Annotated in this window: 9 protein-coding genes; 1 reads left to right on the top strand and 8 read right to left on the bottom strand. The window is 74.8% G+C overall.

Annotated elements, in window-relative coordinates:
- Nucleotides 1-22: 22 nt before the first annotated feature.
- The 4 genes from ACIF9R_RS07655 to ACIF9R_RS07640 all read right to left on the bottom strand — a co-directional run bounded on the left by ACIF9R_RS07655 (nt 23) and on the right by ACIF9R_RS07640 (nt 7,169).
- Nucleotides 23-2,389, bottom strand: coding sequence for an ATP-binding protein (locus ACIF9R_RS07655; protein WP_399975670.1), 2,367 nt, complete (start codon nt 2,387-2,389; stop codon nt 23-25).
- Nucleotides 2,386-3,093 (bottom strand): DUF4255 domain-containing protein, encoded by a 708-nt coding sequence (locus ACIF9R_RS07650; protein ID WP_399975667.1) that lies wholly within the window; start codon nt 3,091-3,093, stop codon nt 2,386-2,388. Before ACIF9R_RS07650 ends, ACIF9R_RS07655 begins: the two co-directional genes overlap by 4 nt.
- Entirely contained in the window at nt 3,090-6,230 is a 3,141-nt protein-coding gene (locus ACIF9R_RS07645; protein ID WP_399975664.1) for a hypothetical protein, read from the bottom strand. The genes ACIF9R_RS07650 and ACIF9R_RS07645 overlap by 4 nt, the downstream gene beginning before the upstream one ends.
- A 216-nt stretch (nt 6,231-6,446) precedes the next feature.
- The gene (locus ACIF9R_RS07640; RefSeq protein WP_399975661.1) at nt 6,447-7,169 is read right to left on the bottom strand and encodes a response regulator transcription factor; all 723 of its coding nucleotides are present in this window, start codon (nt 7,167-7,169) and stop codon (nt 6,447-6,449) included.
- A 208-nt stretch (nt 7,170-7,377) separates the two neighbouring features.
- On the opposite strand from ACIF9R_RS07640, the gene ACIF9R_RS07635 reads away from it, so the two are divergent.
- Nucleotides 7,378-8,739, top strand: a complete 1,362-nt coding sequence (locus tag ACIF9R_RS07635; protein WP_399975659.1) for a hydrolytic protein — start codon at nt 7,378-7,380, stop codon at nt 8,737-8,739.
- Nucleotides 8,740-8,919: 180 nt separating this feature from the next.
- Here the strand turns inward: ACIF9R_RS07635 and ACIF9R_RS07630 are convergent, their stop codons facing one another.
- The 4 genes from ACIF9R_RS07630 to ACIF9R_RS07615 form a co-directional block, all read right to left on the bottom strand.
- The gene (locus ACIF9R_RS07630; protein ID WP_399975656.1) at nt 8,920-9,768 is read right to left on the bottom strand and encodes a hypothetical protein; all 849 of its coding nucleotides are present in this window, start codon (nt 9,766-9,768) and stop codon (nt 8,920-8,922) included.
- Between the two features lie 739 nt (nt 9,769-10,507).
- The gene (locus ACIF9R_RS07625) at nt 10,508-11,125 is read right to left on the bottom strand and encodes an RNA polymerase sigma factor (protein WP_399975653.1); all 618 of its coding nucleotides are present in this window, start codon (nt 11,123-11,125) and stop codon (nt 10,508-10,510) included.
- A gap of 174 nt (nt 11,126-11,299) precedes the next feature.
- Nucleotides 11,300-12,142, bottom strand: coding sequence for a DUF3152 domain-containing protein (locus ACIF9R_RS07620; RefSeq protein ID WP_399975651.1), 843 nt, complete (start codon nt 12,140-12,142; stop codon nt 11,300-11,302).
- A 325-nt stretch (nt 12,143-12,467) separates the two neighbouring features.
- Complete coding sequence (locus ACIF9R_RS07615; protein ID WP_399975649.1) at nt 12,468-12,890, bottom strand: hypothetical protein; 423 nt, start codon at nt 12,888-12,890, stop codon at nt 12,468-12,470.
- Between the last annotated feature and the right edge of the window lie 256 nt (nt 12,891-13,146).

Raw genomic sequence — 13,146 nt, 5'->3', positions numbered from 1 at the left:
GTCACCTCACGCCCTGGTCACCTCACGCCCCGGCCGCCTCCGCCGTGTAGGGCCCGAACTCGCTCTCCAGAACCAGCCGTCCGAGCTTGCGGTACTCCTGGGCGACCGCGGTCACCGTCTGGCGCATGGTGAGCGGTTTGCCGGACTCCGCGGCGAGGTAGGCCGCGGTGACCGCACAGGCCCTGATCGAGCCCCCGGCCAGTTCGAAGCGGTCCGCGCAGAACGCGAGGTCGAGGTCGTCGGCCCGGGGCAGCCGGTCCCCCAGGCACCGGTCCCACAGGGCGAGGCGCCGACCGGTGTCCGGCATCGGGAAGTCCGCGACCACGTCCAGGCGGCGGGTGAACGCCTCGTCCAGGTTGGCCCGCAGGTTCGTGGTCAGCACCGCGATCCCGTCGAACGACTCCATGCGCTGGAGCAGGTACGCCGACTCGATGTTGGCGTGCCGGTCGTGCGCGTCCTTCACCTCCGAACGCCTGCCGAAGATCGCGTCGGCCTCGTCGAAGAGGAGCACCGCGTTGACCGCCGAGGCCTCGGTGAAGATGCGCTCCAGGTTCTTCTCGGTCTCCCCGATGTACTTGTCCACCACGGTGGACAGGTCCACCACGTACAGGTCCATGCCGAGGTCCGCGGCGACGACCTCGGCGGACATGGTCTTGCCCGTGCCCGACTCGCCGGCGAACAGCGCGATGACCCCGCGCCCCCGGCCGCCGCCGGGCCGCATCCCCCACTGCCCGAGCACCTGCTCGCGGTGGCGGGCGCGCAGCGCGAGTTCCCGCAGCCGCCGGTGGGTGGTGGGCGGGAGCACGAGGTCGTCCCAGCCGACCCCCGGTTCCACGCGCCGGGCGAGCCGGTCGAGGCCCGCACCGTTCTGGGCGCGTACGGCGACGCGCAGGTCGTCCGTTCCGACGGGGCGGCCGTCGAGGGCGGCCGTGCGCACCGCCGCGTCGGCGGCCTGGCGCACCTGCCCGGCGTCCAGCCGGTGCGCCGCGACGGCCCGCGCGAGCGCCTCGACGTCGCCGACGGGGACACGGTCGAGACCTTCGGCCGTACCGGCAGAGGCCCCGGCGAACGGCCCGACGTCACCGGCCGGCCGACGCAAGCCCTCGGCATCACCCGGAGCACCGCCGAGGCCCACCGCCGCACCGACCCCGGCAGCACCGGCAGAGGCCCCGGCGACGACACCGGCCGGCCGGGGACGTCCCTCGGCGTCACCGAGGGCGCCGACGGCCCGGGACAGGGCCCCGGCCGTACCGGTTGTCGCGGTGGCCCGGGTGAGTGCGTGGTGCCAGCGGGTGGCCTGGCGTTCGGGGGAGGGAGCCGGCACGGTGAGCACGACGGGGGTGTCGGCCGCCCAGGCCGGGTCCCAGCCCGTCGTGCCATGGGTGAACAGGGGGATGCCCCGAAGGGCGGCGCAGAAGGTGCCGAGGGTACGGGCACGTTCGCCGGGTTCCCCGGGCAGCGCCGCCAGCGGCCCGAGCACCACACCGGCGCCGGTCAGGCGGGCTTCGCGGGCAAGCACCCGGGCCAGCCCCGGCACATCGGCGGAGCGCCGGGCGAGCGCCGCCGTGTCCAGGACGAGCGGGCGCAGACCGGCCAGGCGCAGGGCGGCCACGGCCAGTCCCTCCGCGTCGCCGCCCAGGCTGCGCAGATGGACGAGGCCGACGCCGGTCCCGGCCGCGGCGGCCGCCCGGTGGACCTCCGCCGCCTCGGCGGTGGGGTCCTCCCGGACCTCGCCGAGCACACCGGTGAGCCGGGCGTCGGGCCGTGTGTCGCCCAGGAGGTGGCCGGTGACCCGGTCGGGGACCACCAGGACGCGGGACAGCGGGGGCCGTTCCGGTTCAGTGACCTCCACCAGTCCGTGCGCGACCAGCGGGGCCCCGGGGGCGAGGCGGAAGCGGGCGGGCGACGCGCCGGCCAGTCCGCACAGCTCCAGGGCGAGCCCGACCGTGGGCCGACGGCGTGTCAGATCGTCGTTGAGGTAGCCGTAGAGCCGCTCGAACCGGGTGTCCAGGTCGGGCGCCAGGGCGACCAGCAGCAGATCCAGGTCCAGCGGCGACAGCCCGAACCGCCGGGCGAGCATGCTGAGTTCCGAGCCCTCCGGTGGCTGCCAGGGCCCGTGCGCGGGCAGGCCGAGCCCACCCGGCTCGTCCAGGATCCGCGCCGCCGCCTCCGGGGTGAGGTACTGACCGCGGTAGGGGTCGTCCGGGTCCGGGTCGGTGTCCCGCCGTACGGCCACGGCCTCCCGCACCCGCCGCTCGACCTCCCCGAGCCGCACCCAGAAGGCGTCGGGACCGGCGGAGGGGGCGGCGGCGTCGCTGTCCGGGCCCACGTCGGTGTCCCCTCCCCCGGCGCGGTCCTCGTCGCGTACGGGTTCCACGGTGTGGGTCACGGCTGGCGGCCTCCCTTGCGGCGGCGTCGGGCCGGGGTCGGGGGGCGTTCGCGCGGGCCGGTGAAGCCGTCCGCGCCGGGGTCGCCGACCTCGGTGTAACGCAACCGGCGTCCGGTGCCCGCCTCCTCGCCCCCGCGGGCGGCGGCGGTGCGGACGACGAGGCCTTCGGTGACCGGCGGTGCGACGGCCCTGGTCACCCCGGCGAGCGGCGCCCGCACCCGGACCCCGAGGGACGCCTTCAGCTCCCCGCCGAGCGCCGACCAGACATCGGCGGCCGCGGGCGCGTCCATTCCCGTCCCGGCGGTGTCCAGGCCCACGGTCAGGCCGAGTTCGGCGAGCGAGCCGGTGAGCAGCGCCGGGGGCAGCACGTCGTACGCCACCAGCGTGCCGAGCACCTGCGACAGCAGCCGGTGTTCGTCCTGCGGGCGGCTCGCCCACGCCGTGACGAGATACGTCAGCTGGAACCAGCGCGGCGGGGAGCGCCGTGCGACGAGGTGCCCGTCCTCGTCGTACACCTCCCCCGCGCCGCTGCCGCGCCGCAGGGCGTCCTCCCGGATGTCGTACAGGAAGACGCAGACGGTCGGGGCGCTGCGCCGGGCCGCCCAGTCCCGGGTGGGGGCGTCGAAGACCACGTCGACGCCCGACGCCTCCAGGCCGCTTTCGGCGAGCAGCCGGCGCAGCCCCTCGTCGACCTCGTGGATCACCGGCGGGTCACCTCGTCCGGCGGCTGCACACTGCCGTTGACGACCAGGAAGTCGGTCTTCACCGGGGAGAATCCGGGGCCGCGGGCCGTGATGACGCGGGGTCCGGTCTGGTCCTTGGCGAGGATGAGCAGCTGGCCGATGAACGTGCCGTCCGCCAGCGGGACGGTCGGCGCCGCCGCGGCGGTGATGCCCGGCTTCCACTGGAACCGCACCGGCACGCCCGGCGGGAAGTCCTTGCCGCGCACGGAGGTGACGAAGCCGGGCTTGCCGATGTCCGGCACCGCGACGATGCGCGGCTGGAGGATGCGCAGCCGCTGCCGGGCGGTGTTGTCGCTCCGGTCGGCGTCCGTGCCGGTGGTGGTGAGGCGGCCGGTGACCTGCCCGGTCAGCGCCTTGTCGGGCCTGAGCACCACCCGTACGACGGTGCTGGCGCCCGGCGTGAGGTCGGGCAGCGCGCACTCGAGGTTCCGGTCGCAGCCGGCCGGCGTCCCGCCGCGGGGAATGCCGGCGGGCAGGCCGACGCGCAGCCGCAGTCCGGTGGCGAGGGCGTTACGGCCGTTGCGGACGGTGTACGTCACCACGACCCGGCCGCCGACGTAGCCGGGGTTCGGCTGGGCGGCGACCCGCACCCCGGGACCGGCGTCGGGCTGCCGCGGCACCGCGGGCGCCGTGGGAGTCGGCGCCGGGGCCGGGGGCGGCGCGGGAGTCGGCGGTGCGGACGTCGGCGTGGGCGTCGGCGTGGGATCGGGCGGGGGCGTGGCCTCGACCACCGGCACCACGGTCCGGCCCGCGTTGTCGCTGGGCCGCGGATCGATGACCGCACCGGTGACCGACCAGTCGACCGGCGCGTCACCGGGGGTGACTCCGGTGAGCGTGACGTCCACCGGGACGGTGGTGCCGGGCTCCACCACGCCGAGGTCGCACTCCAGGGAGGCGGCGTCGCAGCGGCGCCCGGGCGGGCTGATCCGGGTGACCCGCACGCCGGCCGGCGGGGCGATGGTCAGCCGGGTGCCGGGGGAGGCGGCGGGGCCGTGGTCGACCACGTCGACCCTGACCGTGACGGTGTCGCCGACGGTGACCTGCGGCGCGGTGCCGGGCGCCCGGACGGCGAGGTCCACGGACTGCTGGACGGAGGGTTCCTTCTGCCGGCCCGCGAGATCACCGGTGAGCGCGGTGATGTCGCCGGAGGTGAGGTCGAGGAGGCTCAGCTTCTCGGGGCTGTTGACCGCGGCGGTGGCGCGGGCGCTGAACACGAGCCCCTTGCCGTCGGCGGTCCAGGCGGCGTCGCGGGGCTGGTGCGGGCCGGTGAGCGAGGTGTCCGGCAACTCCCGGCCGCAGCCGCCGGGCACACCGCGGGCCGCGGCCGGCAGCAGGACCTGGCAGGTGTCGCCGGACAGGGAGGTCAGCAGGATGCCGTTCCGCTCGTCGATCCGGCCGGCGCCGTTCTCGCGGTTGAAGGCGATGCCGCGGCCGTCCGGGGAGAAGGCGGGGCTGTCGTCGATGACCTCGCAGCCGGCGGGGCAGTTCGTGGCGCTCAGGTCGGTCTGCCGGGACAGGTCGTTCACCGGCACGGTCCATACGTGCTTGTTGCCGCGGTTCCCGTTGATCTCCATGGCGCGGGTGAAGGCCAGGGTGGTGCCGTCGGAGGACCAGGTGGGCTGGGCGTCCCGGCCGGTGAGCTGTCCGGCCGGCGGGACGACCTCGCCGGTGACGGCGCCGGTCGCGACGTCCGCGACGAGGATGCGGCCGGCTTCGTCGAGACCGCCCGGCGAGGTCCGGGTGAAGGCGAGGCGGGTGCCGTCCGGGGAGAGTGTCGGGTCGGTGTCCCAGTCCGTGCCGGCGCGTCCGGCGAGGTTCATGGGCGCGGCGTTCGAGCCGTCGGCGTCCACCGTCCAGATCCGCTGGATCCGCCGGCCGGCGGCGTCGTCCTCGAAGCGGGTGACGACGATCCGGCGGCCGTCGGGCGTGTAGTTCTGCCGTTCGGTCCACGGATCGTAGCCGTCCCCGGGCCGGAACAGCGGGTCCTCGGCGGGATCGGTGTTGGTGTCGGCCGCCGGGTCCTCGTCGAGGATGGTCAGTCCCAGGTCACGGGGGTCGGAGCCGTCCGCGCGGACGTCCTGGAGCGTCACCGTGCGCGGGCCGGCCGCCGAGGTGCGTTCGACCACCGCCCCGCCGCCGTCGACGGAGCCGAGCCAGGTGGGCGAGCGGACGTCCCGGTCCTCGCTGAGCACCAGCGAGGGGACCCGGTCGGAGTGGGCGGTCGACCGGAACACGTGGTCCCAGTCGCCCTCGCACTCGCAGGTGATCTCGGGGCTCAGGAACACCAGGCCGTCCCCGTCGGGCAGCCACGCTGCCCCGTGGGCCCGCCAGTCGGCCGCCACGCCGGCGAACAGCGGTTCGTCGGCGCTCCCGTTCGTGATCCGCAGCCGGGACACCGGCCGCCCGTCCTCGGTGGTGGTGCGGGTGTACGCGATCCAGTCACGGTTGACGTCGTCGTCGACCGGGTTCCACGCCGGTTCGGAGGCCGTGCCGCCCGCGGAGCCGGTGACACGGGTGGCGGTGCCGCCGCTCAGGGCCCGTACGTAGATCTGCCGTCCGGCCGACGGGTCCCCGTCGCCGGCGTACGCGATGCGCTGCCCGTCGGGGGAGACCGTCGGGTCCTCCTCGTCGGCGGGGGTGTCGGTGAGCCGGGTCAGCCCGGTGCCGTCGGTGCGCACCAGCCACAGATCGCGCTGCGTCCCGCCGCCCGGGGCGGCGGGCCCGGCCGAGTCGAACACCACGGACTGTCCGTCGGGGGTCAGTTGGGGGTGCGCCGCGTCCATGCCGCTGGTCAGCCGCCGTACCGAACCGTCGGCGTCCCGCAGATAGATCTGGGGGTTCCGCTCGTCGCGGCGGGCCGCGAAGACCAGTCGGTCACCGAGAGCGGAAGGCTGCACGTCGTAGTGGGCCGGGCCCGCGCCGGACAGTGCGGTGCTGGAGGTGGTGGTGGCGACCCGGCCCAGACTGCGGTGCCCGGTACCGGCGTAGGTGATCCGGGTCTGCGCGGCGTCCGCGGCGGCCGTCTCCCGCGGCCCGGCGCTGCCGGGACCGGCCGCCGCCGTCACCCCGAGCAGGGGCAGGAGGAGCAGCAGCGACATGCCGAGTCTCCCCAGGCGGTTCCGCCCGCCGGAGCCAGCGGTTTCCATCGAGGTCCCCTTCGCGGTCTGGTGCGGCACCCGGATGTGCCCCCGCCACCGTGCACCGGCCGCGCGCACGGCGGCAGGACGGCGGGGCCATACGCGGGGGAAGTGTGGAGTGTGCTTTCGGGCAGCGCGGGGTTCCCCGGCGTCGTCGGCGGGGCCCCCGGCCGGTCCTCAGATCAGCCCGTTGCGCAGCGCGTAACCCACGGCGTGGGCCCTGTTGCGCAGTTGCAGGCGGGTGGTGACCTCGTGCAGCACGTTCTTGACGGTGCGTTCGGAGTACGCGGTCTTGCGGGCTATCTCCGCCGTGTCCAGGCCCTCCGACACCAGGCGCAGCATGTCCGCCTCGCGCGTGGTCAGGGTGGACAGGGACAGGGCTCCGGGATCGAGCGCGGAACGCTGGAGGCTGCCGACGTGGTGGAGCAGTTCGCCGAGCAGGTCGCCGGGCAGCATTCCCTCGCCGTTGCCCGTCGCCAGGACCAGACGCAGCAACTGGTCCTGGCCGGCCTCGGTGCGGCGCAGCACCGCCGCCACTCCGCACTCGATGACCCGTTGCAGCCCGCCGGGCCCGAGGGTGCCGATCACCAGGCCGGTGCGGGTGGCGTTGTTGTGCCGCAGCCGGTTCAGCAGGGCGGCCACATCGTCGTCGACGGTGTCGGCGACGACCAGTGACACCTGGGCCGAGTCCATGTGGTCGGCGTCGACCAGGTCGATCTCGGGGCGGTGCCGCACCTGCTGGACGACGCCCACGCGCAGCACGGGGTCGGCGGCGTAGACGGCCAGGGTCACCCGGGCCGGGCGCTCGAGCGGCGAGGTGTGGTGGCGCCAGCCGGCCGGGACGGGGTCATGGGGTGTGGCGTCGGGCGGGGCGGATGTGTTCTCTTCCACACGGAACATGGCTACCTGTTTCATAAATCAGTGGGGGGTTGAAGCCGAAAAAGCCGGGCGATCGCTCCGGGGGGGGGCGGTGCGCGTGAAACGGCTCGCCACATTAAGGACCCACCCTTACAGGAGAGTTGACATTGGCTTGCCGGGCAGAACGACTGCCCGTACATTGCCCTCGCGTTCCTCGCCGCGCCTCCGCTCGCGCTCCTACGGTGAGGGCGTGACGCCTTCCGCAGCCTCTTCCGTTCCCGGTGCGCCCGCCCTCGACATTCCGGCCGTGACGGTGACTCCGGGTGACATCGCCACCACCACCCTGACGGTGCGCAACGACAGCGACATCGTCGAGGCGTACGACCTCGAGGTCGTCGGGGACTGCGCCGCCTGGACCACGGTCGAACCGGCGCGCGTCTCCCTGTATCCCGGCACCTCGGAGACGGTGACGCTCCGTCTGGAGCCGCCGCGTTCCCCGGAGATCCGGGCCGGTGAGACACCCCTCGGGGTACGGGTGCTGCCGAACGAGCACCCCGACGCCGTGCGGGTCCTCGAGACCACCGTGCACGTGGGGGAGTTCCACGAACTCCGGACCGATCTGTCCCCGCGCCGCCGGCGCGGCTGGCTGCGCGGCCGCTACCTGCTGGCCGTGCGGAACCAGGGCAACACCCCGGTGCGGGTGGGCTTCACCCCGGGACAGGCGGGCACGGAGCTGGGATTCGTCTTCACCCCGGAGCGGCCGGAACTGAAGCCGGGCGAGTCGGCGGAGGTCGGGCTGCGGGTCCGTACCGCCAAGCCGGTGTGGTTCGGCACCCCCGTGGTGTGGCCGTTCACCGTGGACGCCGCGGAGGCCAAGGAGGCCGAAGGCGAGGACTCGCCGGCCGGGCCCCTGCCGGACGATGCCGTCGTACCGGCGCCGCTGGACGCGGAGTTCGTCCAGATACCGATCTTCCCCAAGTGGCTGCTGGCGCTGCTCGCCGCGCTGCTCGCGTTGTTGGTCGCCTGGTTCGCGCTGGTCCGTCCCGCGGTCCGCAGCGCCGCAGAGGAGGCCGCCACCGAGGCGGTCCGGCCCCGGCCGACACCGGCCGGGGAGCAGGGGGCCACCGGAGCGTCTCCCGGCACCGGCGCGAACAGCCGGCCCGGAGGCGGCGGCCAGGAACCGGGGTCGGCGGCGACCGGGCCGGGCGGGGACGGAAGCGGCTCCGCGGCCGAGGGCGGCACCGCGGCCGGCGGCCGGCAGAGCTCGGAGACCATCGATCTGAGGACGGACACCGGGCGGACCGGGGTCGGTACCTACAAGGTGCCCGAGAACAGTGTGTTCGGGGTCACCGACATCGTCGTCGCCAACTTCCAGGGCGACGAGGGCGTGTTGACGATCGCCTTCGGCGATCGCAAGATCACCACGATCGCGCTGGAAACGTTCCGCAACCAGGACTACCACTGGGTCACCCCCATCGAGATCCCAGAGAACGACACAGTGACCATCAGCGTGACCTGCGACAAGCCCGGTACACCGGCCACGGGTCGTCAGGCCTCGGAGTGCCACGAGGTCCTGAACGTGAGCGGGGTACTCAACACCACCACCCGATGAATCGGATGGATTGCTTCCGAGTTCATCCTCAATCAAGGGTGACCGCGTTCGGAAATATTCGAATGCCTTTCGGCCTGAAATCGATAGCCTTGGTCTCAAAACCGGCATCCGGCCACAGAGGCCCCGCGGGACACGTGTCACCGACTCCGCACTGAGGGCGACCGGGTTCCGCGAGGGCCGCTACGGGCGAAGGGCGCTTGGGTTCTCCGGGCTCCCCGGGTTTTCCGGGTTCTCCGGGCTCTCCAGGCTCTCCGGCTTCCTCGTCCCGCCGTCCGAGCCGTTGCCCGCCGCGCGCGTGGCGTTGTCGCTCGCGTTTCCCGGGGCGCCGCTGTCGGACCGCCCGGCCGGACCGCCGTCGTTCCTCTCCGGTGATGCGGTGTCGCGGGGCCACGCGTCGGCCCCTTCCAGCCGCTCGGCGCAGTAGGCGTCGACGTGTGCCGCGCCGCCCGCCGCTTCCGCCAGCCTCGTCCAGGCCGTCGGGTCCAGCGCCTTGCCACGACCCCGCACCTGCGCGTGGGCGCGGCAGAGGGCGTCTTCGTCCCGGGCCGTCGTCGGGAGGTCCGGGAGGTCCTGGTGGTCCTGGTGGTCCTGGTGGTCCTGGCGGTCCTGGTGGTCGGATCCGGCACCCGGGTCCGCCGGACCGCCGGTGGGCGGGCCGGTGGTGCCGGACGACGGGGCGTGGGTGCCCTTGCCGTCCTCCGTCGGGTCGTCCGTGGACGAGCCCGTCGCGCCGATTCCGGCGACCGCGACCCCGCCCAGGGTGAGACCGGCGGCCACGAGAGAGAGCGTGGCCTTCAGCGAGTGACGGCCGAGCCGGCTCCGGCCGAGCCGCCAGTCGTCCCGGCGCCGGGTGCGCGCGCCGTGCGCCTCCGCTTCCCGGGCGGCGATGAACGCGGCGACGGCCCGCTGTTCGGCCCCGGCGTCCACTCCGTCGCGGATCAGCGCAGCGGCGAGCAGCGCCTCCAGGCCGGCGACGTCGACGACGCGCCCGGCGGGAACGGGGCCCGGGCCGCTCCGCGCGGATGGCACGCCCACAGGGTGCACACACCGACGGCCGGCCGGCCCGCCATCGCTCTGCCGTTCACCCATGTCCGTTCCCGCCCCTGCTCGCTCTTGTCCGGCCCCGCTTCATCCGGCCCGGTCCTACCCCCGGTCCTGCTGTGCCCTGCACGGTCCCACCCGGACCAGCCGGTCGCCCCAGCCCTGCCCAGCCCCGCCCGGTCCCACTACACCCAGCCAGGTCCCAGCAGACCTGCCGCACCCTGCTCGGTCCTGCCCGGACCAGCCGGACGCTCCAGCCCCGCTCGGCCCAGCCGGTCCCACTACACCCAGCCACGTCCAACCAGACCTGCCGCACCCTGCACGGTCCTACCTGGACCAGCCGAACGCCCCAGCCCCGCCCGGTCCTACCTCACCCAGCCAGGTCCAACCGGTCCTGCCGCACCCTGCTCGGTCCTACCCGGACCAGCCGGTCGCCCCAGCCCTGCCCGGCCCCACTCCCCCCAGCCAGGTCCCACCGAACCTGCCACGCCCGGCTCGGTCCTGCCCGGCCCCACGCGGTACGTCCCACCCCACCCGGTCCGGGCGGCGCTGCCGCACCCCCGCCGGTCCGCCCCCGTGGGTGGCGCGGCCCGGACCGACGGATACGTGGCGCGTATCCGGCCTGTTCAGCACCCGGACCGTGGCGGCCGTCGGGGCCCGCCGGGTGCGGACGGCCCGGGTCGGGCGTCGCCGGGCCGCTCGCGGGGTCCGCCGTACCGGCCGGCACTCATGTCGACTCACCCAGCGTCCGCGGCGCCTCATCCGTCACACTGTCGGCGCCGAGCTGCCGGGCGAGCCGCTTCAGGCCCCGGTGCGCGGCCGTCCGTACCGCGCCCGGCCGCTTGCCGAGAACGCGGGCGGCGGCGGGGCCGTCGAGGCCGACGACCACCCGCAGCAGTACCGCCTCGGCCTGGTCGCGCGGCAGCCCGCCGACCAGTCCGAGGGCGTGTTCGGTGGACATGGCCTCCATGGCCTGGTCGTAGGTGCTCTGCACCCCGGGCAGGTCCAAAACGTCCTGTTCCAGGGTCGACGGCCGGGGCCGTACCCGCTGCCGGCGCAGATGGTCGAGCGCCCGGTGCCGGGCGATGGTCGCCGTCCAGCCCCGGAAGCCGGCTCCGTCACCCCTGAACCGGCCCAGGTCACGGGCGATCTCCAGCCAGGCGTCCGACATCACGTCCTCGGCGTCGTCCCCGACCAGCCCGCGCACATAGGCGAGCAGGGCCGGCTGCAGAAGCCGGTAGGCCACGGCGAAGGCGGCCTCGTCCCCCGTCTGGGCCCGTCCGACGGCCGCGCCCAGCTCCCCGTCGTACGCCTGTGCGCGGCGGGGTCCCCCTCCGTGGCCCAAGAACCGTCCTCGTCCGTACCGAGCGCGTAGCGCACCGCTTTGGCTTGGTGTGAGCACGTCCAACTGTGTCCACACCCCCACGGTCCTCAGCGTCCGGCGCGACGAATGTGTCACAGCCCGTCAGACACCCCGTACGTCATGTCCGGGCCCCGCCGGGGCCGTCGGTGGCGGCCGTCAGGGGACGGCGGGCCCGCCCAGGTACGTCCCGTCGCGCTCGTAGGGCCAGGCGTTGGCGACACAGCCGTCGAGGCCCTTGATCTGCTGCATCATCGCGGGGGCGGGGCGGCCGGGCCCCGGGCAGCCCTCGTGTCCGTGTCCGAGGCGGTGGCCGACCTCGTGGTTGACGATCAGTGCGCGGTACTCGCCGATCGGCCCGTCGAACTGCGGTGAGCCCAGCACCCACCGCTTGAGGTTGACCACCACGTCCGTGCCCACGCTGCAGTTCACCTCACCGCGGGTCAGTAACCCGGCGGCACCGCAGATGCGGTCCGTCGTACCGGGTGTCGCGATCTTCACCACGAAGTCGTACGACCCGGAACCGACGAGCCGGAAGGAGTTCACCCCGTCCCGGGTCCAGCCCCGGCGGTCGGCGAGGACCGCCGAGACCTCGGCGGCGGCCTCGTTCACCCGGACGTCGATGCCGTCCTCGACCAGCACCTTGTAGCGCCGGACGCGGCTGCCCGTACCGACCACCGTCCCGTCGGCCCGCGCGGTGGTGAAAGTACCGGGGCCGGTGGCCGGGATGTCGGGCGCCGAGGTGGAGGCGGAGGACGAGGCGGACGGGCTCCGGGAGGGCGAGGAAGGGGGCGAGGAGGCGGAGGACGAGGCGGAAGGCGGGGGCCCGGGGCTGCCGGAGGGGCCCGGCTCCGGCAGCGGGCCGGTGTCCCCGGTGTTCCCCTCCAGCATGTCCCCGGCCGCCGCCACCGGGTCGTCCCCGGCGGGTGCGTGCCCTTCCCGGAAGTGCGCGAAGGCCACGCCCGAGGCGACCAGTACGGCGGCGAAGGCCAGCCCGGCCATGACGATCCTGCTCCGGCGTCGCCGGGCGGAGCCGCGCCCCGGCCAGGGCCGGCGCCCCCGCCGCTTACCTCGCCCGCGCCGCTCTCCTCGTCCGTCACGCTGTCCCACGACGGAAATCCCCTCGCATCGCCCTGCCCTCACCGAACGGCGGCCCGGGTCCCGGGCCGGCCCCCGGAAGGACAGAGCGGGCGAGGCACCACGACGGTCACGGATCAGAGGCGTGTCGATCATCACATCGCAGACCTGTCGATTCCGTACAACCTTCCGACTGCCCGTAGATCCGCGAGGACACGCCGGGGGTGTACGGGTTCGGGGTGCGGTGTCCTCAGCCGCCGGACGCGTCCCGGCACAGCAGGCGCAGGGATCCCTCGCCGGTGCGGCAGCGGCGGGCCTCGTCGATCGGGTCCCAGAGGCGGCCGTCGGGGGTGCGGACCCAGTGGTCGCCGCCGGAGGCCCACCACTCGCCTCCGGCGTGACGGACGATCACCTCACCGGCATAGGCACCGAGTCCGCGCAGCACCGGCTCCACGGCGGCGTGCACGGCCGTCTCCCGGCACAGGTCCTCGATCATCCGGTCGACGCTCCACAGACTGCGCGCCGAGTAGTCGAGGCGCAGCCGTGCCTCTTCGCTCATGGCCGCCACCGCGGCCGCCGCCCAGCGGACCGGCTTCGCCGCGGCCGAGGGCCTGGCCTCCCGCTGCGCCGTCGCAGTCGTGGTCACCGTCGTCGCAGTCGTCGCAGTCGTCATGCCCTGAAGAGCGCTGGGGCGCGCCGTTTCGTCACCCGGGCGCCAGGCGATACGCCGACGGACACGGGACCACCCCCGAAGCCGGCGCCCGCGGGACGGCCCGCGGGACCAAGCCCTCCCGGACGGCCGACAGGCGCCCCAGCCGTCCCTGCGTCCTGGCGACACGCCGACGGACACGGGACCACCCCCGGAGCCGGCGCCCGCGGGACGGCCCGCGGGACCATGCCCTCCCGGACGGCCGACAGGCGCCTCAGCG

Origin of the sequence: Streptomyces sp. NPDC086080, from assembly GCF_044540255.1 — a bacterium.
In the GTDB taxonomy this organism is placed as follows: Bacteria; Actinomycetota; Actinomycetes; order Streptomycetales; family Streptomycetaceae; genus Streptomyces.
Note: the sequence above shows the minus strand (reverse complement) of the source record. Positions and strands in the feature narration are given on the sequence as shown.

What these genes read in the sequence shown, in the direction of transcription:
- ACIF9R_RS07645 (WP_399975664.1), bottom strand. Translation starts at nt 6,230, where the DNA reads ATGTCGCTGCTGCTCCTCCTGCCCCTGCTCGGGGTGACGGCGGCGGCC.
- ACIF9R_RS07640 (WP_399975661.1), bottom strand. Translation starts at nt 7,169, where the DNA reads ATGTTCCGTGTGGAAGAGAACACATCCGCCCCGCCCGACGCCACACCC.
- ACIF9R_RS07620 (WP_399975651.1), bottom strand. Translation starts at nt 12,142, where the DNA reads ATGGCCGGGCTGGCCTTCGCCGCCGTACTGGTCGCCTCGGGCGTGGCC.
- ACIF9R_RS07615 (WP_399975649.1), bottom strand. Translation starts at nt 12,890, where the DNA reads ATGACGACTGCGACGACTGCGACGACGGTGACCACGACTGCGACGGCG.